This is a genomic window from Variovorax paradoxus EPS (assembly GCF_000184745.1).
Taxonomy (GTDB): Bacteria; Pseudomonadota; Gammaproteobacteria; order Burkholderiales; family Burkholderiaceae_C; genus Variovorax; species Variovorax paradoxus_C.
In genome coordinates, this window is record NC_014931.1 from 2759864 (window position 1) to 2785813 (window position 25950).

Sequence of the window (25950 nt, forward strand, 5' to 3'; positions counted from 1 at the left end):
CGAGACGGGCGTCAGAGGTTTTCCGACAGCCTGTCTTCGCGTGGATGCAGCGGCACTTCGGCGCGCAGTGCCGTGAGCAGTTCGGTGGCGTCGGTGCCGGTGCGGATCAGCGTCATCTGCCAGTCGCCCATGAAGCCTTCCCGCACGCTGTGCGCGAGGAAGCCCAGCAGGCCGTCGTAGTAGCCAGCGGTGTTGAGAATGCCGGTCGGCTTGTCGTGATAGCCGAGCTGGCGCCAGGTCCAGATCTCGAACAGTTCCTCGAAGGTGCCGATTCCCCCCGGCAGGGCGATGAAGGCATCGGCACGCTCGCCCATCATCGCCTTGCGCTCGTGCATGGTGTCCACCACGTGCAGTTCGTCGCAGAGGGGGTTGGCCAGTTCCTTGTCGACGAGGGCCTTGGGGATGATGCCGACGACGCGACCGCCGGCCAGACGGGTGGCTTCGGCCACCGTGCCCATCAGGCCGGTGCGGCCGCCACCGTAGACCAGTTGGCCGCCATGCTGGCCAATCCACTGGCCGACAGCCTTGGCCGCCTCGGAAAACTCGGGGCGCTCGCCAGGACGCGAGCCGCAATACACACAGATCGAAAATTCAGGATTCATCCCGCCATCATGCCTCGGGACGCTGGCCAGCTCATGACACGAAGCGCGTCCACAATGCCGCCGCCCAGATGCCGCTGCACAGCGTGAGCGACAGCAAAACCGCGGCGCTGCCCATGTCCTTGGCGCGCTTGGAGAGGTCGTGCCATTCGGGGCCGATGCGGTCGATGGCGGCCTCGACGGCGGTATTGAGCAACTCCACGATCATCACCAGGATGGCGCTGCCGGCAAGCAGTGCCACCTCGACCCAGCTGCGGCCGAGCCAGAAAGCGGCCGGGATCATCACGATCGACAGGATCGCTTCCTGCCGGAAGGCGGGTTCGCTCCAGCCGGCGCGAAGCCCGTGCAGCGAGATCAGCGTGGCATGAAAGACGCGCTCGAAGCCCTTGCGGGCCTTTTGTGGATTGACGGCGGGGTCGGGAAGCTCGGGCAGGGCACTCATCGGCGGCTCATGGGCTTGGAGGTGATGAGCCGCGTACCGGCCCAGGCGTCGTGCCAGAACTGGCGCTCAGGGTGAAAACGGGCGAGAACCGCCCAGACAGCGACCCAGCCGAAGATCAGGACGGTCGATTCGCCGCCAGACAGCTTGAAAGGCGCGATCGCGGCGAGTGGCGGCAGGAACCAGATCCAGCTCAGGAGGTAGCGAGCCAAAGCTCGGCGCTGGCTGACGGGCTGGCCGTGGATGTCGACGATGCGGATGTTCCAGGTCTTCATCGCGAGCGTTTGGCCCTTGGCCCAGAACCAGACGAAGTACACGCCGAACACCACGAAGAGGAACGCCTGGAACAGGTGTCGGCGCGAATCCATGGCGTCGCGCATCTGGCCCAGCGTGCTGAACAGCCAACCCGAGACGAACACGACCGCGAACAGCAGCATGCCTTCGTAGAGCCAGCAGGCCATCCGGCGCCACAGGCCGGGAACCGTCGAAGCAAGAGCGCCGTTTGCCGGTGCGTCGGGCGAGGCAGGCTGATCGGGCCCCGACGCCTCGGGAGAACTGGAAACCATCGAAGCCTTGCTTGGTATCAGGGAGCGGAGGGAAGCTGCTCGGCCGCCGCAGGCGTCGGCGCCGGGACCTGAGCCTCGGCGGGAACCGGCGGCGATGTGACGTTGGCGGTAGCTGGCGCCGCGGCAGGCGCAGTGCTCGTGGCAGCAGGCATCCGCTCCAACGGGGTCGTCACAAGGATGGCCGCGGCGGGCATGGACGATGGGGTCGGCGGTGCCAAAACGATCCTGGGCGTGTGTTGGCCGGGCGGCGTGACGGCGGGCACCGGTACGAGCTTTTGCGACGAGACGGGGCGCACGGGAATGGCCGCACCGCGCGGCTTGGCCGGTGCGCGCTCGGCGAGCTTGCGCTTTTCTTCCTCGCTCAAGGCCTGGTATTGCTCCCACTTGGCCTTGCGCTCGTCGGCCGGCAGGCGTTTGACCTCGGCGAAGTTCAGGCGCGCCTGGGCCCGCTGCTGATTGCTCAGGGCGGCCCACTCGATCATGCGGCTGTGCAGGGTGACTTGATCATCCGTCGACATGGTCGCGAAGTTTCGTGACAGTGCCAGCCACTTGCGTTTTTGCCCGGTGTTCATCGTGGTCCAGTGCGAGACCAGGGGCTTGAGGGCCAGTTGCTGTTCGGCGGTGAGCTCGCTCCAGAGCGGCTTGGTTGCAGGAACTGTCTTGATGGCGCCGGCTGCCGCGGAGTTTGCAACACCTGTCTGTCCAGCCTTGTTGACCTCGGAGGGCGGCTGGGCGGAGGCAAGCGTCAGGCTGAAGGCCGCGACGGCGAGCGCGCCCGCCCAAACGGATGCGCCCGCCGTGAGCGGGCGCAAGAGACGGGGGGTGTTCGCGCTGGAATTGGAACGGCGTCGCATTCGGTCGGGGAGGGTCAGTCGGAGGCGCCGTCGGCCTTCAGGAATTGGGCGAAGCCCGGGTCGGTGTAGGCGGCCGGGGGCAGGTCGCCGGTGAGGAGGGCGGAGTCAACTTCGGCCAGCTCGCTGACGCGGTCGTCGTCCTGCATCACGCTGATGGTGATGAGGCCGGCCACGAGGGCAATCAACGGAACCACCGACCCGATGCGGGTCCACCAGCCACCGCCGAGCGTGAGCGCGTGGCCGGACTGCACCACTTCCGGCGCAGTTCGCAATTGCGGTGCTTGCTTGCGTGCGGCCACGGCCTGCGCACGCGCAACGCGCAACCGTTCGCCGATGTCGTGCGAGAGCTCTTGGTTGCCGTCGGAGAGCCGGGCAGCCAGGCGCTGACCGAACTGATCTTCGGCGGCGTTAAAAGAAGTTGGAACCTTAGTGTTCATAGCGATATTCCCTTGGCCTTGAGCGCCTTGCTCAGAGCGTGGACGGCTCGCGAGCAATGGGTTTTGACGCTGCCCTCGGAGCAGCCCATCGCAGCGGCCGTCTCTGCGACGTCCATTTCCTCCCAGTAACGCATCAGGAAAGCCTCGCGTTGACGGCCGGGCAATGCAGCGATCTGTTCCTCGATCTCGTGGAAGACCTGGGCGCGGCGGGTGGTGTCTTCGGCGCTTTCCGTTTCTCTGGAGTCTGTTGGCGAGACGAAGTTCTCCAGAAGATCGAAATCTCCGTCGTCGTCGACCGAGTCGAAATCGCTCAGATTCGAGAACAGCGCGCGGCGGGTTTTCTGGCGGCGGAACCAGTCGAGCGTGCAGTTCGACAGGATGCGCTGGAACAGCATCGGCAGTTCGTTGGCCGGCTTGTCGCCATAGTGCTGCGCCAGCTTCATCATGCTGTCCTGCACGATGTCGAGCGCCGCTTCTTCGTCCCGCACGTGGTAGACCGAGCGCTTGAAAGCGCGTCGTTCGACGCTTTTCAGGAAGTCGGAGAGTTCTTGTTCAGTGGCCAAGCGAGAGGGGGCGCGCAAAGGCGCGCCGCGTGGGAGGGGATGTCTAGCGAACGCTTATGTTTTCCGCCGCGGATTATGCCCCGATGCCTTTACAAGCCACCTGAAGCGAATCTGAACCGCCGGGTAATGTCATAATCCGCGCTGCAAGTCAAAAGGCAAACGGGTCAAGGTCCGGCGGAACATCAGTCCGCTCATGGCTATGGCCTCAAGTCCTGGCGCGACCCCACAAGGGTTGGCAAGGGGCACCCAAGGTTTTTCGTTCCCGAAAAAACACAAAGGTTGATCATGGAAATCTCGAAGGCGGAGATCATCTCCGCAGCAGCCGCGTCTTCTGGCGCCGGCAACCCAACGCAAGAACTCATGGGCGCTGAAGTGCTGGTCAAGGCACTGCAGGCCGAAGGCGTCCAGTACATCTGGGGCTACCCTGGCGGCGCGGTTCTGTACATCTACGACGCGTTCTACAAGCAAGACACCATCCAGCACGTTCTGGTGCGCCACGAGCAGGCAGCCGTGCACGCGGCCGACGGCTATGCACGCGCCACCGGCGAAGTCGGCGTGGCACTGGTCACCTCGGGTCCCGGCCTGACCAACGCGGTCACCGGCATCGCCACGGCGTACATGGACTCCATCCCGATGGTGATCATCTCGGGCCAGGTACCCACCGCTGCCATTGGCCTCGATGCCTTCCAGGAATGCGACACGGTCGGCATCACCCGCCCCATCGTCAAGCACAACTTCCTCGTCAAGGATCCCAAGGATCTGGCCATGACGATGAAGAAGGCCTTCCACATCGCGCGCAGTGGCCGTCCCGGCCCCGTGGTGGTGGACGTGCCCAAGGACGTTTCCTTCAAGAAGACGCCCTACGCCGGCTATCCCGACAAGGTCGAGATGCGCTCGTACAACCCGGTGCGCAAGGGCCACGGCGGCCAGATCCGCAAGGCGCTTCAGCTTTTGCTGGCTGCGAAGCGCCCGTATATCTACACGGGCGGCGGCGTCCTGTTGGGCAATGCGTGCAACGAACTGCGCACGTTGGTCGACATGCTCGGCTATCCGGTCACCAACACGCTGATGGGCCTGGGTGCTTACCCGGCGAGCGATCGCAAGTTCCTCGGCATGCTGGGCATGCACGGCACGATCGAAGCCAACAACGCGATGCAGAACTGCGACGTGCTGCTGGCCGTGGGTGCGCGATTCGACGACCGCGTGATTGGCAACCCGAAGCACTTCGCGACGAACGAACGCAAGATCATCCACGTCGACATCGACCCGTCGAGCATCTCCAAGCGCGTGAAGGTCGACATCCCGATCGTCGGCGACGTGAAGGACGTGCTCACCGAGCTGATCTCGATGATCCGCGAGAGCACCACCAAGCCCGACGCCGGCGCGCTGGCCGACTGGTGGAAGACCATCGAGGCCTGGCGTTCGCGCGACTGTCTCAAGTATGACCGCGGCAACAAGGACGTGATCAAGCCGCAGTATGTGGTCGAGACGCTCTGGAACATGACCAAGGACGCCGACGCGTACATCACGTCGGACGTGGGGCAGCACCAGATGTGGGCCGCCCAGTATTACCGCTTCGACGAGCCGCGCCGCTGGATCAACTCGGGCGGCCTGGGCACCATGGGCGTGGGCATTCCCTATGCCATGGGTATCAAGCTGGCGAAGCCCGATTCGGAAGTGTTCACCATCACCGGCGAAGGCTCGGTGCAGATGTGCATCCAGGAACTCTCCACCTGCCTGCAATACAACACGCCGATCAAGATCTGCTCGCTCAACAATCGCTACCTGGGCATGGTGCGCCAGTGGCAGGAGATCGAATACTCCGGCCGTTACAGCCACAGCTACATGGATGCGCTGCCGAACTTCGTGAAGCTGGCCGAGGCCTATGGCCACGTCGGCATGCTGATCGAGCGTCCACAAGACGTGGAGCCCGCGCTGCGTGAAGCGCGCAAGCTCAAGGACCGCACGGTGTTCATGGACTTCCGCACCGACCCCACCGAGAACGTGTTCCCGATGGTGAAGGCCGGCATGGGCATCACCGAGATGCTGTTGGGTTCCGAAGATCTCTGATCTGCGGCGCATTCGCTTTTAACTCTTTACTGACGAATCTATTGCCCGCCAAGCCTGCGCATTACCGTGCGTGGGGGAGGGCGGCGAAAAGAGGAGTCACGCAAACATGAAACACATCATTGCAGTGCTGCTGGAAAACGAGCCGGGTGCTCTTTCCCGCGTGGTGGGCCTGTTCTCGGCCCGTGGCTACAACATCGAATCGCTGACTGTCGCGCCGACCGAGGACGCCAGCCTCTCGCGCATGACCATCGTCACGACTGGTTCGGACGACGTGATCGAGCAGATCACCAAGCACTTGAACCGCTTGATCGAAGTCGTGAAGGTTGTCGATCTGACCGAAGGCGCCTACACCGAGCGCGAGCTCATGATGGTGAAGGTGCGGGCGGTGGGCAAGGAGCGGGAAGAAATGATGCGCATGGCGGAGATTTTTCGCGGCCGCATCATCGACGTCACCGACAAGAGCTACACCATCGAACTCACCGGCGATCACGGCAAAAACGACGCTTTTTTGGAAGCGATCGACCGTAGCGCTATCCTCGAGACTGTCCGCACCGGTGCCAGCGGCATCGGGCGCGGCGAGCGCATCCTGCGCGTGTAGGGGGTGAAGATCCCCTCAGTTCCATCGTTTATCAAACACGACATGAGGAGAAGGTAATGCAACAGTTGTTGGGCTTCGACAAAATGGTGACCCCCATCATCATCCGGATAGTCTATTTTCTCGGACTGCTGGTGGTCTTGATTACCGGGGTCGCAACGCTTTTCAGCGGCGGCCTGCGAGGGGTTCTAACCGGCCTCGCCATTTTGGTTTTCGGCGCGATCATGGTTCGCGTCTATAGCGAATTGCTGATCCTGCTGTTCCGCATTCACGACAACCTCGTGTCCATCAACCAGCAAATGAAGGACCGGAATCCCTCCGGCCAACTGTGAGTGAACGCACCCCCGCTTGAGGGGGTGCTCGAGATTAATTAGGAAAGACGCATCATGAAGGTTTACTACGACAAGGACGCCGACCTCAGCCTCATCAAGGGCAAGACGGTCGCAATCATCGGTTACGGGTCGCAAGGTCATGCGCACGCGCAGAACCTGAACGACAGCGGCGTCAAGGTCGTGGTCGGCCTGCGCAAGGGTGGCGCTTCGTGGGACAAGGTCGGCAAGGCCGGCCTGCAGGTCGCCGAAGTGGCCGACGCGGTGAAGTCCGCCGACGTCGTCATGATCCTGCTGCCCGACGAGCAGATCGCCAACGTCTACAAGAACGACGTGGCCCCGCACATCAAGGAAGGCGCCTCGCTCGTCTTCGCGCACGGCTTCAACGTGCACTACGGTTTCGTGCAGCCGCGCGCCGACCTGGACGTGTGGATGGTCGCCCCCAAGGCCCCCGGCCACACCGTGCGCAGCACCTACACCCAAGGCGGCGGCGTGCCCCACCTCGTGGCTGTGCACCAGGACAAGACCGGCAAGGCGCGTGACCTCGCGCTGAGCTACGCCACCGCCAACGGCGGCGGCAAGGCCGGCATCATCGAGACCAACTTCCGCGAAGAAACCGAGACCGACCTGTTCGGCGAACAAGCGGTTCTGTGCGGCGGCACGGTCGAGTTGATCAAGGCTGGTTTCGAAACGCTGGTGGAAGCCGGCTACGCGCCCGAAATGGCGTACTTCGAATGCCTGCACGAGCTCAAGCTGATCGTCGACCTGATCTATGAAGGCGGCATCGCCAACATGAACTACTCGATCTCGAACAACGCCGAATACGGCGAGTACGTCACGGGCCCGCGCATCGTGACCGACGAGACCAAGAAGGTCATGAAGCAAGTGCTCAAGGACATCCAGACTGGCGAATACGCCAAGAGCTTCGTGCTCGAAGCCGCTGCCGGCCAGCCTGCGCTGATCAGCCGCCGTCGCCTGAACGCAGAGCATCAGATCGAAGTCGTCGGCGAAAAGCTGCGCGCGATGATGCCCTGGATCAAGAAGAACAAGCTGGTCGACCAGACCCGCAACTGATCCGCGAACCAGAAAGGGTGCTTCGGCACTCTTTTCCCTAGGGCCACCCCTCGCGGTGGCCCTTTTGTTTGTCGGGGGCGCAGCGCCCCCTGAACTACACTGCGAACCATGCGACTCACAGATCAAAATGCTATCGAATGGATAGCTGCTCGCGCAGTGCCCATGAGGGACGGAGGCAATTTCAATGCATGACGACACGCTCCCCGACGATGTGCAGCCGCGCAAGCGTCGCAAGGGCATCTACATCCTGCCGAACCTGTTCACGCTGGCGGCGTTGTTCGGCGGCTTCTACTCGGTCGTGATGGCCATGAACGCGCGCTTCGACCTCGCGGCACTCGGCGTGTTCGCCGCGATGATCCTCGACAGCCTGGACGGGCGCGTTGCGCGCATGACGAACACGCAAAGCGCGTTCGGCGAGCAGATGGATTCGTTGTCCGACATGGTGTCGTTCGGCGCAGCGCCGGCGCTTATCGCCTACGAATGGTCGCTCAAGGGTCTGGGGCGCTGGGGCTGGATCGCGGCGTTCGTGTACTGCGCCTGCGCGGCTCTGCGGCTCGCGCGCTTCAACGTGAACACCGGCGTGGTCGACAAGCGCTGGTTCCAGGGGCTGCCATCGCCCGCGGCGGCGGCGCTCGTGGCAGGCTTCATCTGGCTCGTGAACGAATGGGGCAAGCGCGGCGGCGAGGTGCTGTACCTCTCGTGGACGCAGATCACCTGGGTCACCTTCGCGTTCACGCTCTATGCGGGCCTCTCGATGGTGACGAACGCGCCGTTCTACAGCTTCAAGGACGTGCAGATGAAGAAGAGCGTGCCCTTCGTCGTGATCGTGCTCATTGCGCTTGGCATCGCGGTCATCAACATTCATCCGCCGACGGTTCTGTTCGGCCTGTTCGTGGCCTACGGTTTGAGCGGCTATGTTGTCTATGCGTGGCGCAAGGCCAAGGGTCAGCCGGTCAGCGTGATCAGCACTTCGACCGAAGAACCCGACGAGCGGGGTTTGCATAACTGAAGGTCGCTTGTGCTACATTCGCAACCCTCATGACCAAGATTTCGCTGCTGGCCCTACTAGCCCTCCCTCACGGGCGGAGACGGTAGCGCACGCGCAAATCCCTCACCACGGCCCGTTCGCACCAGCAACGGGCCGTTTGTTTTTGGGGTTGCTGGTTGATTACCAACCATCACAGAGAAATCGACATGCTCAAGCAACCTCAAGCCAAATACCGCGCATTCGCCCCGATCGGCCTCAAGGACCGCACCTGGCCCGATGCCGTGCTGACCAAGGCCCCGATCTGGCTGTCGACCGACCTGCGCGATGGCAACCAGGCCTTGGTCGAGCCCATGGACATCGCCCGCAAGATGCGCATGTTCGAGACCCTCGTGGCGATTGGCTTCAAGGAAATCGAAGTCGGCTTTCCTTCCGCGTCCCAAGTTGAATTCGACTTCGTGCGCAAGCTCATCGAGGAAGACCGTATCCCCGACGACGTGACGATCCAGGTGCTGACGCAAGCCCGCGACCACCTCATCGCCCGCACCTTCGAATCGCTGCAAGGCGCCCCGCGCGCCATCGTGCATCTCTACAACGCGGTGGCCCCGGTGATGCGCCGCGTGGTGCTCGGCATGGACGAAGACCAGATCGTCGAACTCGCCAGCAGCCACGCACGCATGTTCAACGACTTCGCCGCGAAGCAGCCGGCGACGAAGTGGACCTTCCAGTACTCGCCCGAAATGTTCTCTGGCACCGACGTCGTGTTTTCCAAGCGCGTAGTCGATGCGGTCACCGAAGTCTGGGCGCCGACGCCCGAACGCAAGTGCATCGTCAACCTGCCCACGACGGTCGAGCATTCGACGCCCAACATCTTCGCGGACATGATCGAGTGGATGCACCGCAACCTCGCACGCCGCGACTCGATCGTGCTGTGCGTGCACCCGCACAACGATCGCGGCACCGGCACCGCCGCCGGTGAGCTGGCCTTGATGGCGGGCGCCGAGCGCATCGAAGGCTGCCTCTTCGGCAACGGCGAGCGCACCGGCAATCTCGACCTGGTGAACGTTGCGCTCAACCTCTACACGCAGGGCGTCTCACCCGAACTGGACTTCTCGAACATCGACGAAATCCGCGCGACGGTCGAGCACTGCAACCAGATTCCGGTGCACCCGCGCCATCCTTATGTCGGCGATCTCGTCTATACCTCGTTCTCGGGCTCGCACCAGGACGCGATCAAGAAGGCCTTCGCCGCGCGCAAGGAAGGCGACATCTGGGACATGCCCTACCTCCCCATCGATCCGAAGGACGTGGGCCGCAGCTACGAGGCGGTGATCCGCGTGAACAGCCAGTCGGGCAAGGGCGGCATGGCCTACCTGCTCGAGAGCGAGTACGGCCTCGAGATGCCGCGCCGCCTGCAGATGGAATTCATGCAGAGCGTGCAGCGCGTGATGGACGTGGCCGGCAAGGAGCTCACTGCCGCCGACCTCTGGCAGCTCTTCGTGAGCGAGTACGGCATCGAGACCGCGCAATCGTTGCAGCACCGCGTGATCGAGGAAGAAGGCGAGGGCGCCAACGCCTCCGTCATCCTGCGCGGCGACCTGCCATGGGATGGTGAAACCCGCGCCATCGAAGGCCGCGGCAACGGCCCGATCGACGCCTTCACGCAAGCGCTGAGCAAGGCCACCGGGCACACCGTGCGCGTGATGGACTACCACCAGCACGCGATCGGAGCCGGCGCCGATGCGAAGTCGGTGGCGTACCTCGAACTGCGCGTGGACGAAAGCCAGACGCTGTTCGGCGTGGGCATCGACGCCAACGTGATCACGGCGTCGCTGAAGGCCATCGTCTCGGGCGTGCAACGTGCGCGGAGCCGGGGCGCGCACAGCGCACAATCGGAGGTTGAAGTCGCCTGAAGGCATGACCCCCACGCTCCCGCACTGCGTGTCGTCGCTGCCCCCCGAGGGGGCCGCAGGCCGCCTTGGGAGCGGCCCGGCGTCGGCCTGATCGGCGGCTGATAAAAACCAAGGAGATTCACGATGGCCGACCAACTCATTATTTTCGACACCACCTTGCGCGACGGCGAGCAATCGCCCGGCGCCTCCATGACGCGCGACGAGAAGATGCGTATCGCCAAGCAGCTCGAGCGGCTGAAGGTCGATGTCATCGAGGCCGGTTTCCCGGCCAGTTCGAACGGCGACTTCGAAGCGGTCAAGGCGATTGCCAATGCGATCAAGGATTCGACGGTGTGTGGGTTGTCCCGCGCCAACGACCGCGACATCTCGCGTGCGGCAGAAGCCCTCAAGGGCGCAGCGCGCGGGCGCATCCACACCTTTATCGCAACTTCGCCGCTGCACATGGAAAAGAAGCTGCGCATGTCGCCCGACGAGGTGCACGAGCAGGCGAAGCTCGCCGTACGTTTTGCGCGCAACCTCGTGAGCGACGTGGAGTTCAGCCCCGAAGACGGCTACCGCAGCGACCCGGACTTCCTGTGCCGCGTCCTCGAAACCGTGATCAACGAAGGCGCCACCACCATCAACGTGCCCGACACCGTCGGCTACGCCATTCCTGAGCTCTATGGCAACTTCATCAAGATGCTGCGCGAGCGCGTTCCCAACAGCGACAAGGCGATCTGGTCGGTGCATTGCCATAACGACCTGGGCATGGCGGTGGCGAATTCGCTGGCCGGCGTGAAGATCGGCGGCGCGCGCCAGGTGGAGTGCACCATCAACGGCCTGGGCGAGCGTGCGGGCAACTGCTCGCTCGAAGAAGTCGTGATGGCGGTGAAGACGCGCCGCGACTACTTCGGGCTCGACCTCAACATCGACACCCAGCACATCGTGGCCGCGAGCCGCATGGTGAGCCAGACGACTGGCTTCGTTGTGCAGCCCAACAAGGCTGTCGTGGGCGCCAACGCCTTCGCGCACGCCTCGGGCATTCACCAGGACGGCGTGCTCAAGGCGCGCGACACCTACGAGATCATGCGTGCCGAAGACGTGGGCTGGGCCGCCAACAAGATCGTGCTGGGCAAGCTCAGCGGCCGCAACGCGTTCAAGCAGCGCCTGCAGGAACTGGGCGTGACGATGGCCGGCGAGGCTGACATCAACGCCGCCTTCCTCCGGTTCAAGGAGCTGGCCGATCGCAAGTCCGAAATTTTTGACGAAGACATCCTTGCACTCGTCAGCGCGGAAGAGTTGTCGAACGTTGACGAACAGTTTGCTTTTGTCTCTCTCGCCCAGCACAGCGAAACCGGCGAGCGCCCCCAGGCGAAAGTCGTCTTTACCGTCCAGGGCAAGGAAGTGACCGGAGAATCCGACGGCAATGGCCCGGTTGATGCTTCCCTGAAGGCCATCGAGTCCCACGTGAAGAGCGGCGCCGAGATGGTTCTTTACTCAGTGAATGCGATCAGTGGCTCGACAGAGAGTCAAGGTGAAGTTACAGTTCGGTTACAAAACGCAGGGCGGGTGGTCAACGGTGTGGGTGCAGACCCAGACATCGTGGTTGCTTCGGCAAAGGCTTATTTGAGTGCGCTCAATAAGTTACAGAGTCAAGCTGAGAGAGTTGCAGCGCAAGGTTAGGTTTTCAGGCGTTCCTTGGTATTCGAATGAAGAAGAGGATGCAAGTAACTGATATTGCGTGTCTTTTTTGAATTCGATACACTGCGGTCCTCGTTTGTCGCCGCTGGAGATTTATTAATGCCTGAAGCCCGTCTCCGCCGAGTTTCCAGCCAGCGGTTCTTGCCCGCATTCAAATTCATCGCCGTCGCGCTCTGCGCCACGGCGTTTTTGCTGCCTGGCGCCCAAGCCGCGAAGAAAGAAAAGGCCACAGCCGCCAAGACCTCCGTCGCCAAGAAGGCGAAGGGGCCGGTGCCGGTCGAAGTCAAGCGCAATGCGTCTTCCGGCAAGAAGGTCGCCAAGCGAAGCGAAAAGGCTGAAAAGGTCGTTCGCGGTGGCCGCAATGTGGTGGCCACCATTCGCAAGAAGAATGGCAAGACCGTGGTGGCCGTCCAGCGCCGCTCCGTGGTGCGCGTCGAAACGCCGGCGCGTCAGTCCTTCGGCCAGATGGCCGGCCTGCACGGCACAGACGACGCACTCGACCTGAAGTCGAGCGTTGCCCTTGTGATCGACCAGGACACGCACGAAGTGCTGTTCAGCAAGAACGACCATGCCGTGCTGCCGATTGCCTCGCTGACCAAGCTGATGACCGGCTTGCTCATCAGCGAAGCCCGTCTGCCGAATGACGAGCTGATCACGATCACCCAGGACGACGTCGATACCGAAAAGGGCAGCCGTTCGCGCCTGACCGTCGGCACGATGTTGTCGCGCGGCGAGCTGCTGCACCTGGCCCTAATGTCGAGTGAAAACCGTGCGGCGCACGCGCTGGGCCGCACCTACCCGGGCGGCCTCTCCACGTTCGTGAGCATCATGAATGCCAAGGCCAAGATGCTCGGCATGAAGGACACGCGCTACGTGGAGCCCACGGGCCTGTCGAGCCGCAACCAGTCGAGCGCGCAAGATCTGGCGCTGCTGGTCAACGCCGCTTACGCGGATGCCACGGTGCGCTCGCTTTCCACGTCGCCTGAATACCAGGTCGAGGTCGGCAACCGCGTGCTGCAGTTCAACACTACCAATCGCCTCGTGAAGAGTCCCGATTGGGAAATCGGCGTGCAGAAGACCGGCTTCATCAACGAAGCTGGTCAGTGCCTCGTGATGCAGGCCAAGGTGGCCGGCCGCAAGCTGATCATGGTGTTCCTGGATTCGGCTGGCAAGTTCAGCCGTATCGCCGATGCCGAGCGCGTTCGCCGTTGGGTCGAGGCGACGCATGCGGTGCCGGGTTCGCCCGCCGCTTCGCGCAGCGTGAGCTACCAAGTCGCAGGCTGAATCGCAGCAGGGCCGCAATAGCGGTCGCAAAAAAGAAAGCGGGCCAAGGCCCGCTTTGTCTTTTGGAGCTCCACTAAGGGGCTCAGGCGCTCGCTGAAGGCGTGCTGGTTGTCGGGGCAGGCGTTGCCGCAGCCACGCCATCCTTGAATCCCAGCGCGCCCGAGATTTCATTGGCCGTTGCCTGCAGCTTGGGCAGCCAGCCTTCGTCCAGCCGGTCGGCAGGCGCGGAGATCGAGAGGCCCGCCACCAGCTTGCCCTGGTCGTCGTAGATGCCGGCGGCCATGCAGCGCACGCCGAGCTCCAATTCTTCGTTGTCGCGGGCAATGCCGTATTGGCGCGCCTTCGACAGCTCACGCTCCAGCGCAGGCAATTGCGTGATGCTGTTGCGGGTGTGGCCGGCCAGTCCGGTGCGGGTGGCGTAGCTGCGCACCCGTGCCGGATCGTCGGCCGCCAGGAAGAGCTTGCCTGTCGAGGTGAGGTGCAACGCCGCGCGCCCACCGATCGCCCGCACCACCTGCATGCCCGAGCGTTCGCTGTAGGAGCGCTCGATGTAGACGATCTCGTCGCCCTGGCGCATGCTGAGGTTCACCGGCTGCTGCGTGAGCTTGTGCAGTTCGCGCATCGGGCCCAGTGCGGCATCGCGCACATTGAGCCGGCCTTTCACCAGATTGCCCAGTTCCAGCAGGCGCATGCCCAACCGGTAGCTGCCCGCCTCGGGCCGATCGACGAAGCGGCCGACGGCCAGATCGTTCAGGATGCGGTGCGTGGTCGAAGGGTGGAGCCCGGTCTTCTCGCTGATTTCCTTCAGGGAGATGGCCTCCTCGCGGGATGCCAGGACGTCGATGAGCGAAAACATGCGCTCGATCACCTGGATCACGGGAACTGCAGGAACGTCGGATTGGTTTTTTCTCATGGCGCTGTGCGGTGATGACCGAGCGCCATTTTATCTTGTGAAATCGCCGGATGGCTGCCAGTGTCCATCCACCAACACTTCGTGCGGGGAAAAACGCGCCTTGTAGTGCATCTTGGGGCTGCGTTCGATCCAGTAGCCGAGGTAGACGTGCGGCAGGCCCAGCTTGCGCGCCTGCTCGATCTGCCACAGCACGCTGTAGGTCCCATAACCAGCACTCGTATCCGGCTCATAGAACGTATAGACCGCCGAGATCCCGTCGTTCAGCACATCGAGGATCGACACCATCTTGAGCGCGCCCGCGCTGCCGTCGGGCAGCGACTCGCGAAACTCGACCAGCCGCGAATTGACCCGGCTCTGCAGCAGAAACTGGGTGTACTGGTCGATGCTGTCGTGGTCCATGCCGCCGCCCGCGTGACGGCCGTTCTGGTAGCGCAGGTAGAGCTGGTAGTGCTCGGGCACGAAGCACAGCTTGAGCACGCGGGCCTGCAGGTCCGAATGCTGCTTGGCGGCGCGGCGCTGGCTGCGCGTCGGCCTGAAGCTGTTGGCCAGCACGCGCAGCGGAATGCAGGCGCGGCAGCCATCGCAGTAGGGCCGATAGGTGAACATGCCGCTGCGCCGGAACCCGCTGAGCACGAGGTCGGAATAAGCGTCGTTGTGGATCAGGTGGCTGGGCGTGGCCACCTGCGAGCGGGCCTGCCGGTCCGGCAGATAGCTGCAGGGATAGGGCGCCGTCGCGTAGAACTGCAGCGTGTGAAGCGGGAGATCCTTGAGGTGCGTCACGTCGGTGAAAGAGGTCGCGCGGAAAGGAGTTCGGCCCAGTATACGGGCTCGAATTGCCACCGTGGCCCCTCCTGTTCCCGGGCCTTGGCCACGTGGGCGACGAAGCGATGGCGCGGCATCTCGCGGGCGCCCAGGCTTGCGAGGTGGGCGGTGTTCTGCTGGCAGTCGATCATCTGAACGCCGGCAGGCCGGCACAGGCTCACCAGCGCGGCCAGCGCGATCTTCGAGGCGTCCGGCCGGCGGGTGAACATCGACTCGCCGAACACCGCGCGGCCGAGCGCCACGCAGTAGAGGCCGCCCGCGAGCTCGCCGTCGATCCAGGTTTCGACGCTGTGCGCATGGCCGGCCGCGTGCAATTGCGTATAGGCCTCCACCATGTCCGGCACGATCCACGTTCCCGACTGGCCGACGCGCGGCGAGAGCGAACAGGCCTTGATGACCGCCGCGAAATCGTGGTCGATGCGCACCTCGCAGCCGGGCGTTTCCGCGAATCGGAGCAGGGTCTTGCGAAGCGACCGGTGCAGTTTGAAATCGGCCACCTGCAGCACCATGCGCGGGTCGGGGCTCCACCACAGGATCGGCTGGTCGTCGCTGAACCAGGGGAAGACGCAATGGCTGTAGGCCTGCACGAGCGTATCGACATCGAGTGCGCCGCCCGCCGCCAGAAGGCCCGGAACAGGGTCGGCCACCCCCCATGCCGATGCCGGGTCGGGCAGGGTGTCACCGGGTTCGAGCCAGGGCAGTTGTCGCATGGCCGTAGGTATACACGGCTTCGCCGGCATCCCCTGTGGGATGAGGGAAAATGGCGCCCCGGCTGCCGGGTGTCGCAAACGATTGCGGTCCGCGCGCCACAGGCATGCCGTCGCAGCGGACAAGAACCCCCGAAGCCCATATAGTGCTGCTTCCCATTTGCCCCCAAAAAGCGGATCCAGCGGGCCAGCGTTGCCCACCGGGAATCAGCACAAGAGGACCACGTTGACCACTGAACTCAACCCCACCCGCTTTGGCAGCGGCCAGGCGGTGCGCCGCCTCGAGGACGAAAGCCTGCTGGCAGGCGCCGGACGCTACACCGACGACGTCACGCTTCCCGACCAGGCGCATCTCGTTTTCCTTCGCTCTCCCTATCCGCACGCACGCATCGTTTCGATCGACACGAGCACGGCCGCCGCCATGCCCGGCGTGTTGCGCGTCATCACCGGGGCCGAGCTGGCAGCCGCGGGGGTCAAGCCGATGCCGGGTGCCGCGGGGTTCAAGCGCGCGGACGGCAGCGACAGCGCCAGCCCGCCGCGTTACGCCATGGCGAACGAGCGCACGCGCTTCGTGGGCGAGGCGGTGGCCGCAGTGATTGCCGAGACTGTCCAGCAGGCGCGCGATGCCGCCGAGGCCGTGATGGTCGATTACGAAGACCTGCCGATGGTGGTCGATCTCGCCAGCGCCACCGCCGACGGTGCGCCGCAGTTGTGCGAAGAGGCCACCGGCAACATCGCCGCCGAAATGCGGCACGGCAACAGCGAGGCCGCGACCGCCGCTTTCGCCAAGGCCAGCCACGTGGTCGCGCTCGATGTCATCAACCAGCGCGTGGTGGCGCTCACCATCGAGCCGCGCTCGGTGCTTGCCGTGCACGACGCCAAGACCGATCGCCTCACGATCCGCATGAGCACGCAGATGCCCTCGGGCGTGCGCGATTCCGTGTGCGCCGCCATTGGCCTTGCCAAGGAAAAAGTGCGCGTGGTGGTGGGCGATGTGGGTGGCGGTTTCGGCATGAAGACCGGCGCCTATCCCGAAGACATCGCGGTCGCGTTCGCCGCGCTGCAAGTCAAGCGCCCCGTGAAATGGGTGGCCGACCGCAGCGAAGAATTCCTCTCCAGCGCGCACGGCCGCGACATCGAGGCGCGGGCCGAGCTCGCGCTCGATGCCGAAGGAAAGATCCTCGCGCTGCGCATCAAGACGCTGGCCAACGTGGGCGCCTACGCCACCGGCACGGGCGTCGCGATCCAGCTCCTCATCGGCCCCTGGGTGCAGACCAGCGTCTACGACATCCAGACCATCGACTTCCATTTCAAGGCGGTGCTCACCAACACCGCGCCCACCGGCGCCTACCGCGGCGCGGGCCGGCCCGAAGCCATCTTCACCATCGAGCGCCTGATGGACGAGGCGGCGCGCCAGACCGGCATCGACCGCATCATCCTGCGCCGGATGAACTTCATCCAGCCCGACCAGATGCCCTACAAGAACCCGATGGCGCAGGTCTACGACACCGGCAACTTCGAGTCCGTGATGGACCAGGCGCTCACGCTGGCCGACTGGCAGGGCTTCGAGGCGCGCGCCGCTGAGTCCGCGAAGAACGGCAAGCACCGCGGCCTGGGCATCGCCACCTTCCTCGAATGGACCGGCGGCAACGTGTTCGAGGAACGCGTCACCGTCTCGGTGCAGGCCGATGGCGTGATCGAGGTGTTCTCCGCCGTCAACGCCATGGGGCAGGGCATTGCCACCTCGCTCGCGCAGCTCGCGGTCGATGCCTTCGGCGTGCCCATCGAGAAGGTGCGCGTGGTGCTCGGCGACACCGACCGCGGCGACGGCTTCGGCAGCGCCGGTTCGCGCTCGCTCTTCACCGGTGGCTCGGCCGTTCGCATCGGCGCGGAGCGCACCATCGACAAGGCCCGCGAACTTGCGGCGCAGGAATTCGAAGCCGCCATCGACGACATCATCTACAGCCGCGGCAGCTTCTCGGTGGCCGGCACTGACCTGGAACTCGACCTCTTCACGCTCGCGGGCAAGCAGCCCGAGCGCGAGATCTTCGTGGATTCCACCAGCACCGTCGCCGGCCCGACCTGGCCCAACGGCTGCCACATCTGCGAGATCGAACTCGATCCGCCCACCGGCGAAATCAGCGTGGTGGCCTACAGCTCGGTCAACGACGTGGGTCGCGTGATCAATCCGATGATCGTGCGCGGCCAGCTCGAAGGCGGCGCGGTGCAGGGCATTGGGCAGGCGCTGTACGAGCAGGTGGTGTACGACCAGGAAACCGGCCAGCCCGTGACCGGCAGCCTGATGGACTACGTCGCGCCGCGCGCCGACATCGTCGACACCATGTTCCACATGGAGATGGACGAATCGACGCCCTGTACCAACAACCCGCTGGGCGTGAAGGGCGTGGGCGAGCTGGGCACCATCGGCGCCACGCCGGCCATCGTGAATGCGGTGGCCGATGCCTTCGCGCGCAACGGCCTTGCTGCGACTGCGCCGCGCCTGCATATGCCGCTGTCCCCCTCGCGGGTATGGGCGGCGATGCACACAGTGGACTGAACATCCGCCAACAGGTGTTCGAAGGGCACATCTCGCATGCTCATCACCACCGAACTGCAGACCGACCCGATCCGCGTCTCCAGCTACCGCTGCGACGCGGGGCCCGGCGCCCCGTCGTTCACCGAGATGCACGAGGACTATTCGGTCTCGTACGTGCGCAAGGGCAGTTTCGGTTACCGCACGCGCGGCAATGCGTATGAACTGGTGGCCGGCTCGGTGCTGGTGGGTTGCCCGGGCGACGAGTACGTCTGCACCCATGACCACCACATCTGCGGCGACGAGTGCCTGGCGTTTCACTTGTCGCCCGGCTTCGTCGACCTGATCGGCGGCGGCAAGCAGACTTGGCGCACCGCGGGGCTTCCGCCATTGCCCGAACTCATGGTGCTCGGCGAACTTGCGCAGGTCGCGGCCGAGGGCGAGAGCGACATCGGGCTCGATGAACTGGGCATGTGGTTCGCGAGCCGCTTCGTCGAAGTGGTGGGTGGCCGCGGCAAGCCGCCGTCGCCGCAGTCGGCTGCGCCACGCGACAGGCGCCGCGCGGTCGATGCCGCGATCTGGATCGATGCGAATTCGCACGACGACATCGGCCTCGAAGGCGCGGCCTCCGAAGCGGGCCTGAGCTCCTTCCATTTCCTGCGCCTGTTCTCGCAGGTGCTCGGCGTCACGCCGCACCAGTACCTGGTTCGCTCGCGCCTGCGCCACGCGGCACGCCTGCTGGCGGACGACGACCGGCCGGTGACCGATGTGGCTTTCGACGTGGGCTTTGCCGACCTGAGCAACTTCACGCGCACCTTCCACCGTGCGGCTGGCGTGTCCCCGCGTGGCTTTCGCCAGGCCGCCAAGGGCGACCGCAAGATTCTCCAAGACCGCATGACGGCCCTGCTCAATGATGACCGCCTGGTTCATTCATCAAGCAGGAAGTCATCGCCATGTACGACCACATCGGACTGAAAGTCAAAGACCTGGCCGCGAGCCGGCGCTTCTATGAAGCCGCACTCGAACCGCTCGGCCATGTGCCGGGCCCCCACGACGACAGCTATGCGAGCATCGGCCCGGCCGATGCACCCGCGCTCTGGCTCTATGCGGCCAAGGGCGCCAAAAGCGCGAATGGACTGGGCACGCACCTCGCGTTCCGCGCACCCGATCACAAGGCCGTCGCGGCCTTCCACAAGGCGGGCCTGAAGGCCGGCGGCACCGACAACGGTGGCGCCGGTCCGCGCGCCGACTACAGCCCGACCTATTACGCGGCCTTTCTCATCGATCCCGACGGCAACAACGTCGAGGCGGTCTGCCCCTGAAGCGCGAAAAGGAAAGGAGAAAAGCACCATGGCCACGATCTACAAGGAATTCACCGTCGAGGCCGATGCGGCGCAGGTGTGGGAGGCGCTGCGCGACTTCGGCGCGGTGCACACGCGCCTCGCGCCTGGCTTCCTTACGGACTGCAAGCTGGACGGGCAAGGCGCGCGCATCGTGAGCTTTGCCAACGGCCTCGTCGCGCGCGAACTGCTGGTGGGCATCGACGAGGCGAATCGCCGGCTCGCCTACACCATCACCGATGGCAAGGCGAGCCACCACCATGCATCCGCGCAGGTGTTCGCCGATGGCGAAGGGCGCTCGCGCTTCGTGTGGATCACCGACGTGCTGCCCGATGAATTCGCCGCCTACGTCGAGCCGATGATGGAGAAGGGCGGCGAGGCGATGAAGAAGACGCTGGCGTCGAGCCGTTGATCGAAGCGTCGAAGAAGGCCGCTCAGAAATCCTCGAGCGGCAACCCCACGTAGTTTTCCGCCAGCGCAGTGGAGGCCGCGTGCGAATGCACGAGGTAGTCGAGCTCGGCTTCCTGGATCTTCTGGCCGAAGGTGCCCGTCTCGGGAAAGCGGTGCATCAGCGAGGTGAACCACCACGAGAAGCGCTCAGCCTTCCAGACGCGGCGCAGGCACAGGTCCGAATAGCGATCGAGCGCCGAGGCCGACTTCTCGCCGTAGAAGATCTCGAACGCACGCGAGAGATAACCCACGTCGGCCGTCGCGAGGTTCAGCCCCTTCGCACCGGTCGGCGGCACGATGTGCGCCGCATCGCCTGCGAGAAAGAGCGAGCCGAAGCGCATCGGCTCGGCGACGAAGCTGCGCAGCGGCGCGATGCTTTTCTCCAGCGATGGGCCAGTGACCAGCCGCTCGCGGGCCTCTGGGTCGAGCCGCGCGCGCAGCTCGTTCCAGAAGGCTTCGTCGCTCCAGTTCTCGACACGCTCTTCGGTCGGCACCTGCACGTAGTAGCGCGAGCGCGTGGCGCTGCGCATGCTGCACAGCGCGAAGCCGCGCTCGGTGTTCGCGTAGATGAGTTCGTGCGACACCGGCGGCACATCGGCCAGGACGCCGAGCCAGCCGAAGGGGTAGACCTTCTCGTAGGTCTGGATCGCATCGGCCGGCACGCTCGCGCGGCTCACGCCGTGGTAGCCGTCGCAGCCGGCGATGAAGTCGCATTCGATCTCGTGCGTCTGGCCGTCTTTCTCGTAGCGCACGCGCGGCTTGGCCGAATCGAAGTCGTGCAGGCTCACGTTCGCTGCGCTGTAGATGGTCGTGAGGCCTTCGGCGGTGCGCGCTTCCATCAGGTCGCGCGTCACTTCGGTCTGGCCGTACACCGTGACCTGCTTGCCGCCGGTGAGGCCGTGCATGTCGATGCGGTGCCGCGCGCCCTTGAACAGCAGCTCGATGCCTTCGTGCGGCAGCCCTTCGGCGCGGGCGCGTGCATCGACGCCGGCGCGTGCCAGCAGATCCATCGTCACCTGTTCGAGCACGCCGGCGCGGATGCGGCCGAGCACGTAGTCGCCGCTCTGGCGTTCGACAATGACGTTGTCGATGCCTGCCTTGAAAAGCAGTTGACCGAGCAGAAGGCCGGCGGGGCCCGCGCCGATGATCGCGACCTGGGTGCGCATGTTCGTGTCTCCGGGAGGTGTTTCGCCGAGCGTAGGGCGCGGCCGGCCACTTGGTTCACGGCATTTGGAGGCTCTGTGCGATCATGCGAACGCGTGCGCGATGATCGCGCAACACTTCAAGTTGAGACCCCGAATGACCATCGCCAAGGCCGATTTCATCGAGGGCATTGCCAAGGGAATGGCGGTGCTCGAAAGCTTCGATACCGAGCGCCAGCGCCTCAATGCCACGCTGGCCGCGGAACGCGCTGGCCTCACGCGCGCCGCCGCCCGGCGCCACCTGCTCACGCTGGCCCACCTCGGCTACCTGGAGACCGACGGCAGCTATTTCTGGATGGCGCCCAAGGTGCTGCGCTTCTCGGGCAGCTACCTCGCCTCGTCGCGCCTGCCGCGCGCGCTGCAGCCTACGCTCAACCGCCTCGCGGCGCAGACCGGCGAATCGTTCTCCGCCGTGGTGCTCGATGGCGAAGAGGTGGTCATCGTCGCGCGCAGCGGCAGCTACGGCACGCCGACGCGCGTGCTGGCCTACGGCCTGCACCTTGGCGCGCGGCTGCCGGCGCATGCAACGTCAACGGGGCGCGTGCTGCTAGCCGCCATGCCCGCTGCCCAGCTCACGCAATGGCTCAAGGGCCGGCACCTCGCGCGGCTGACGCCGCAAACGGTCACGCAGGCACGGGGCCTGCGCACGCTGATTGCCCGCACGCGCAAGGACGACTATTGTTTTGCCAGCGAGGAGCACGAGCTCGGCGTGCAGGCGCTCGCGGTGCCGCTGCGCGACATGCAGGGCCACACGGTGGCCGCGCTCAATGTGGTGCTGTCGGGCACGCGCTACCAGGAAGAAGCCTTGCAGCGCGAGATGCTGCCGCTGCTGTTCGAGGCGGCCCGCGAGGTCAGGTCTTTGCTCTGAACTGAACTTCGCCGCAGCCTCCGCCTCGAATCCGCAGACGTAGAACGGAAAACAACCATGCGACTCCTGCTTCTCGAAGACGACGTGATGATCGGCGAGGCCGTGCTCGACCTGCTGCGCGCCGAGCAATACGCGGTGGACTGGGTGAAAGACGGCGAGGCCGCAGAGTCGGCCTTGCGCACCCAGCAGTACGACCTGGTGCTGCTCGACCTGGGTGTGCCGCGCCGTGACGGCCTGGAGGTGCTGCGAAGCCTGCGCGCCCGCAAGCAGCGCATGCCGGTGCTGATCGCCACCGCGCGCGACTCGGTGCAGCAGCGCATCGAAGGGCTCGATGCCGGCGCCGACGACTACGTGCTCAAGCCCTATGACCTCGACGAGCTGCTGGCCCGCATCCGCGCCTTGCTGCGCCGCGCTGCGGGGCGTGCCGAGCCGGTGTACGAGCACATGGGCGTGAGCATCAACCCCGCCACGCGCGAGGTCACGGTGGCCGGTCAGCCGGTGGTGCTGTCGGCGCGCGAATGGGCGGTGATCGAGCCGCTCCTGGCGCGTCCGGGCATGGTGCTCTCGCGCGCCCAACTCGAGGAAAAGCTCTACAGCTGGAAGGACGAGATCAGCAGCAACGCGGTCGAGGTCTACGTGCACGGTCTGCGCAAGAAGCTCGGCGCCGAGTTCATCCGCAACGTGCGAGGCGTCGGCTACATGGTGCCGAAGGTATGACCCGTAGCCTGACCGGATCGCTGCGCGCGCGCCTCCTGTGGTTCCTGCTCGCGGCCATCGTGCTGGCCGCGGGGGCGCAGGCCCTCGTTGCCTACCGCACGGTGCTGCACGAGGCCGACGATATCTTCGACTACCACATGCAGCAGATGGCGATGTCGCTGCGCTCGGGCCTGCCACCGAGTGCGGCGGTCGGCGGCATCGGCGGCGGCGAGCAGAACTTCGAGTTCGTGGTGCAGGTGTGGACCGCCGACGGCGTGCGCGTCTTCGAATCCGCGGACCAGGCGGCGCTGCCGCAGCTCGCGGTGCTGGGCTTTGCCGACGTGCGTGCGCGCGGCACCACCTACCGCGTGTTCTCGATGCAGACGCGCGGCCTCGTGATCCAAGTGGCGCAGGACATGGCGGCGCGGCGCAGCATGGCCGGCACGCTGGCGCTGCGCACCATCGCGCCGGTCGCGCTCATGGCGCCGCTGCTCATGCTGGTCGTGTGGTGGGTCGTGAGCCGGTCGCTCGCACCGGTAGCCCGTGTGAGAACGCAGGTGGCCTCGCGGCAGGCCGATGATCTGTCGCCGGTGAGCGAAGACGGGCTGCCCGAGGAGGTGCGCCCGCTGGTTCAGGAATTGAACCTGCTCTTCGGCCGCGTGCGCCACGCCTTCGATGCGCAAAAACACTTCGTCGCCGATGCCGCGCACGAGCTGCGCTCGCCGCTTGCCGCGTTGAAGCTGCAGGTGCAGGGCCTGCAGCGCGCGCCCGACGATGCGGCACGCGAGCTCGCGGTGAGCCGGCTGGTCGCGGGCATCGATCGCTCGACGCGGCTGGTCGAGCAGATGCTCGCGCTGGCCCGGCACGAGGCCAGCATGGCGGCCGGCGCGAAGCCGGAGCCGGTCGACCTGGGCGAAGTGGCGCGCCTCGCGATTTCGGACGCGGTGGCGGGCGCGCAGGCGCGGCGCATCGACATCGGCGTCGCGCATGCCGATGCGGCGGTGATCGTCGAAGGCCAGCCCGAGGCGCTGCGCATGATGCTGCGCAACCTGCTCGACAACGCCGTCAAGTACACGCCTGAAGAAGGGCGCGTAGACATCGGCATTGCGAAGCTCGGCGATGCGGTCGAACTCAGCGTGGACGACAGCGGCCCGGGTCTGCCCGAAGCAGAGCGCGAGCGCGTGCTCGATCGCTTCTACCGCTCGGGCGAACCGCAGGCGCCGGGCAGCGGGCTGGGGCTGTCCATCGTCAAGTCGATTGCGGAACTTCACAACGCCACGGTGACGCTCGAAAAATCCCCGAGCCTCGGCGGGCTGCGCGTGCGCGTGGTCTTCGCTCCTTCTGGCAAGGGAGGGCATTCCGTTTAAGGCGCGCTTAAGTCAGCGCAACGACATTCCTTTCATCGTGTTTTGCGTCCATACGCAATTGAAAGGAACCGCTCCATGAACACCCGCCTGACTTCCCCCCGCGCCCTGGTGATCGCCCTGGCAAGCGCCGGCGTGATCGGTGCCGTCGGTGCCGGCGCCTACACCAGCGCCGTGAGCGCCCCGACCAACGCCACCCCCGTCGCCGCAACCCCCGCGATGGTCACGCTGCCCGACTTCTCGACCATCACTTCGCGTGACGGCCCCGCCGTGGTCAACATCAGTGTGACCGGCACCATGAAGGCGTCGGACGACGAAGCCGCCGCCGAGATCCAGGGCGTCGACCCCGAAGATCCGATGTTCCAGTTCTTCCGCCGCTTCCAGGGTCAGATCAACCCGCGCGGCCAGCAGCAACAGCAGCGCGATGTGCCGGTGCGCGCGCAGGGTTCGGGCTTCATCGTCGACCCGAGCGGCATCATCATCACCAACGCCCACGTGGTGAAGGATGCGAAGGAGGTTACCGTCAAGCTGACCGACCGCCGCGAGTACCGCGCCAAGGTGCTCGGCGCCGATGCCAAGACCGACATCGCCGTGCTCAAGATCGACGCGAAGAACCTGCCGGTGCTCGCGCTGGGCAACACCAAGGACCTGAAGGTCGGCGAATGGGTGCTGGCCATCGGCTCGCCCTTCGGCTTCGAGAACACGGTGACGGCCGGCGTCGTGAGCGCCAAGGGCCGCTCGCTGCCCGACGACAGCTACGTGCCCTTCATCCAGACCGACGTGGCGGTGAACCCCGGCAACTCCGGCGGGCCGCTGCTCAACACGCGCGGCGAGGTGGTCGGCATCAACTCGCAGATCTACAGCCGCAGCGGCGGCTACCAGGGCGTGTCGTTCGCGATCCCGATCGACGTCGCCGTGCAGGTGAAGGACCAGATCGTCGCGACGGGCAAGGCCTCGCATGCACGCCTCGGTGTCGCGGTGCAGGAGGTGAACCAGGCCTTCGCCGATTCCTTCAAGCTCGACAAGCCCGAAGGCGCGCTGGTCTCGAACATCGAGAAGGGCGGTCCCGGCGACAAGGCGGGCCTGAAGGCGGGCGACGTGATCCGCAAGGTCGACGGCCAGGCCATCGTCTCTTCGGGCGACCTGCCCGCGGTGATCGGCCAGCAGGCGCCGGGCAAGAAGGTCACGCTCGAGGTGTGGCGCCAGGGCGAGCGGCAGGAACTGCAGGCCAAGCTCGGCGATGCCGGCGACAAGCCGACCCAGGTCGCGAAGGCCGACACCGGCGCGGGCCAGGGCAAGCTGGGCCTGGCGCTGCGCCCCCTGCAGCCGCAGGAGAAGCGTGAAGCGGGTGTCGATACCGGCCTCTTGATCGAAGACGCGGCAGGCCCCTCGGCACAGGCCGGTGTGCAGGCCGGCGACGTGCTGCTGGCCATCAACGGCACGCCGGCACAGAGCCTGGAGCAGGTGCGCGAGGTGGTGGCGAAGGCGACCAACAAGTCGGTGGCCCTGTTGATCCAGCGCGGCGAAGACAAGATTTTCGTGCCGGTGCGCATTGGATAGGCTCGCCCCCAGGCTGCGCGCACTTCGTGTCGCTTCGCCAACCCCCTACCGGGGCGACACCAGAGGCCCGGCAAAGCCGGTTCCTCGGTGTCCCCCGAGAAGCCCGA

Annotated in this window: 26 protein-coding genes; 16 read left to right on the plus strand and 10 right to left on the minus strand. The window is 65.2% G+C overall.

Going from position 1 to position 25950, the window contains the following annotated elements; translation table 11 throughout:
* Positions 1–11 precede the first annotated feature (11 nt).
* From VARPA_RS12750 to VARPA_RS12775, 6 genes are read right to left on the minus strand one after another with little or no spacing between them, the layout of a single operon-like run.
* Positions 12–602 (minus strand): TIGR00730 family Rossman fold protein, encoded by a 591-nt coding sequence (locus VARPA_RS12750; RefSeq protein ID WP_013540976.1) that lies wholly within the window; start codon positions 600–602, stop codon positions 12–14.
* Positions 603–633: 31 nt separating this feature from the next.
* Positions 634–1041 carry a diacylglycerol kinase gene (locus VARPA_RS12755; RefSeq protein WP_013540977.1) on the minus strand — a complete coding sequence of 136 codons (408 nt, stop codon included), beginning with the start codon at positions 1039–1041 and terminating at the stop codon, positions 634–636.
* On the minus strand, positions 1038–1604 hold the full coding sequence (locus VARPA_RS12760) for an RDD family protein (protein ID WP_013540978.1): 567 nt from the start codon (positions 1602–1604) through the stop codon (positions 1038–1040). Before VARPA_RS12760 ends, VARPA_RS12755 begins: the two co-directional genes overlap by 4 nt.
* Before the next feature lie 17 nt (positions 1605–1621).
* Positions 1622–2458, minus strand: coding sequence for a DUF3106 domain-containing protein (locus tag VARPA_RS12765; RefSeq protein WP_013540979.1), 837 nt, complete (start codon positions 2456–2458; stop codon positions 1622–1624).
* A 14-nt stretch (positions 2459–2472) separates the two neighbouring features.
* Positions 2473–2895: a DUF3619 family protein gene (locus VARPA_RS12770; protein ID WP_013540980.1), complete on the minus strand. Its 423-nt coding sequence runs from the start codon at positions 2893–2895 to the stop codon at positions 2473–2475.
* Positions 2892–3458 (minus strand): RNA polymerase sigma factor, encoded by a 567-nt coding sequence (locus VARPA_RS12775; protein ID WP_013540981.1) that lies wholly within the window; start codon positions 3456–3458, stop codon positions 2892–2894. Before VARPA_RS12775 ends, VARPA_RS12770 begins: the two co-directional genes overlap by 4 nt.
* Before the next feature lie 285 nt (positions 3459–3743).
* Here VARPA_RS12775 and VARPA_RS12780 point away from each other — a divergent pair, with 285 nt between their 5' ends.
* The 8 genes from VARPA_RS12780 (at position 3744) to VARPA_RS12815 (ending at position 13388) form a co-directional block, all read left to right on the plus strand.
* Positions 3744–5528: an acetolactate synthase 3 catalytic subunit gene (locus VARPA_RS12780; RefSeq protein ID WP_013540982.1), complete on the plus strand. Its 1785-nt coding sequence runs from the start codon at positions 3744–3746 to the stop codon at positions 5526–5528.
* Between the two features lie 106 nt (positions 5529–5634).
* On the plus strand, positions 5635–6126 hold the full coding sequence (gene ilvN, locus VARPA_RS12785; RefSeq protein ID WP_013540983.1) for an acetolactate synthase small subunit: 492 nt from the start codon (positions 5635–5637) through the stop codon (positions 6124–6126).
* Between the two features lie 56 nt (positions 6127–6182).
* Entirely contained in the window at positions 6183–6455 is a 273-nt protein-coding gene (locus VARPA_RS12790; protein WP_013540984.1) for a DUF4282 domain-containing protein, read from the plus strand.
* A 54-nt stretch (positions 6456–6509) separates the two neighbouring features.
* On the plus strand, positions 6510–7526 hold the full coding sequence (gene ilvC, locus VARPA_RS12795) for a ketol-acid reductoisomerase (RefSeq protein WP_013540985.1): 1017 nt from the start codon (positions 6510–6512) through the stop codon (positions 7524–7526).
* A gap of 184 nt (positions 7527–7710) precedes the next feature.
* Positions 7711–8535 carry a CDP-diacylglycerol--serine O-phosphatidyltransferase gene (pssA, locus tag VARPA_RS12800; RefSeq protein WP_013540986.1) on the plus strand — a complete coding sequence of 275 codons (825 nt, stop codon included), beginning with the start codon at positions 7711–7713 and terminating at the stop codon, positions 8533–8535.
* Positions 8536–8720: 185 nt separating this feature from the next.
* Positions 8721–10424: a 2-isopropylmalate synthase gene (gene leuA, locus VARPA_RS12805; RefSeq protein WP_013540987.1), complete on the plus strand. Its 1704-nt coding sequence runs from the start codon at positions 8721–8723 to the stop codon at positions 10422–10424.
* 123 nt (positions 10425–10547) lie between these two features.
* A complete protein-coding gene (locus VARPA_RS12810) occupies positions 10548–12086 on the plus strand; it encodes a 2-isopropylmalate synthase (protein ID WP_013540988.1) in 1539 nt (512 codons plus the stop codon).
* 117 nt (positions 12087–12203) lie between these two features.
* Positions 12204–13388, plus strand: coding sequence for a serine hydrolase (locus VARPA_RS12815; protein WP_013540989.1), 1185 nt, complete (start codon positions 12204–12206; stop codon positions 13386–13388).
* Between the two features lie 82 nt (positions 13389–13470).
* Here the strand turns inward: VARPA_RS12815 and VARPA_RS12820 are convergent, their stop codons facing one another.
* From VARPA_RS12820 to aat, 3 genes are read right to left on the minus strand one after another with little or no spacing between them, the layout of a single operon-like run.
* Complete coding sequence (locus VARPA_RS12820; protein ID WP_013540990.1) at positions 13471–14301, minus strand: IclR family transcriptional regulator; 831 nt, start codon at positions 14299–14301, stop codon at positions 13471–13473.
* A 30-nt stretch (positions 14302–14331) separates the two neighbouring features.
* A complete protein-coding gene (locus VARPA_RS12825) occupies positions 14332–15081 on the minus strand; it encodes an arginyltransferase (RefSeq protein WP_013540991.1) in 750 nt (249 codons plus the stop codon).
* Positions 15078–15833, minus strand: a complete 756-nt coding sequence (gene aat / locus VARPA_RS12830; RefSeq protein WP_013540992.1) for a leucyl/phenylalanyl-tRNA--protein transferase — start codon at positions 15831–15833, stop codon at positions 15078–15080. The genes VARPA_RS12825 and aat overlap by 4 nt, the downstream gene beginning before the upstream one ends.
* A 223-nt stretch (positions 15834–16056) precedes the next feature.
* Between aat and VARPA_RS12835 the strand changes: the two genes are divergently transcribed.
* From VARPA_RS12835 to VARPA_RS12850, 4 genes are read left to right on the plus strand one after another with little or no spacing between them, the layout of a single operon-like run.
* The gene (locus tag VARPA_RS12835; RefSeq protein ID WP_013540993.1) at positions 16057–18387 is read left to right on the plus strand and encodes a xanthine dehydrogenase family protein molybdopterin-binding subunit; all 2331 of its coding nucleotides are present in this window, start codon (positions 16057–16059) and stop codon (positions 18385–18387) included.
* Between the two features lie 36 nt (positions 18388–18423).
* Entirely contained in the window at positions 18424–19338 is a 915-nt protein-coding gene (locus tag VARPA_RS12840) for a helix-turn-helix domain-containing protein (RefSeq protein WP_013540994.1), read from the plus strand.
* Positions 19317–19685 (plus strand): VOC family protein, encoded by a 369-nt coding sequence (locus VARPA_RS12845; RefSeq protein WP_013540995.1) that lies wholly within the window; start codon positions 19317–19319, stop codon positions 19683–19685. The genes VARPA_RS12840 and VARPA_RS12845 overlap by 22 nt, the downstream gene beginning before the upstream one ends.
* 28 nt (positions 19686–19713) lie before the next feature.
* The gene (locus VARPA_RS12850; protein WP_013540996.1) at positions 19714–20115 is read left to right on the plus strand and encodes an SRPBCC family protein; all 402 of its coding nucleotides are present in this window, start codon (positions 19714–19716) and stop codon (positions 20113–20115) included.
* A gap of 22 nt (positions 20116–20137) precedes the next feature.
* On the opposite strand, the gene pobA is transcribed toward VARPA_RS12850, so the two are convergent.
* The gene (pobA, locus tag VARPA_RS12855; RefSeq protein ID WP_013540997.1) at positions 20138–21319 is read right to left on the minus strand and encodes a 4-hydroxybenzoate 3-monooxygenase; all 1182 of its coding nucleotides are present in this window, start codon (positions 21317–21319) and stop codon (positions 20138–20140) included.
* Positions 21320–21452: 133 nt separating this feature from the next.
* On the opposite strand from pobA, the gene VARPA_RS12860 reads away from it, so the two are divergent.
* The 4 genes from VARPA_RS12860 to VARPA_RS12875 all read left to right on the plus strand — a co-directional run bounded on the left by VARPA_RS12860 (position 21453) and on the right by VARPA_RS12875 (position 25843).
* Positions 21453–22223 carry an IclR family transcriptional regulator domain-containing protein gene (locus tag VARPA_RS12860; protein WP_041942878.1) on the plus strand — a complete coding sequence of 257 codons (771 nt, stop codon included), beginning with the start codon at positions 21453–21455 and terminating at the stop codon, positions 22221–22223.
* A gap of 57 nt (positions 22224–22280) precedes the next feature.
* Positions 22281–22940, plus strand: coding sequence for a response regulator (locus VARPA_RS12865; protein ID WP_013540999.1), 660 nt, complete (start codon positions 22281–22283; stop codon positions 22938–22940).
* On the plus strand, positions 22937–24286 hold the full coding sequence (locus tag VARPA_RS12870; RefSeq protein ID WP_013541000.1) for an ATP-binding protein: 1350 nt from the start codon (positions 22937–22939) through the stop codon (positions 24284–24286). Before VARPA_RS12865 ends, VARPA_RS12870 begins: the two co-directional genes overlap by 4 nt.
* A gap of 75 nt (positions 24287–24361) precedes the next feature.
* Positions 24362–25843, plus strand: a complete 1482-nt coding sequence (locus tag VARPA_RS12875) for a Do family serine endopeptidase (RefSeq protein ID WP_013541001.1) — start codon at positions 24362–24364, stop codon at positions 25841–25843.
* The last annotated feature ends 107 nt before the right edge of the window (positions 25844–25950 follow it).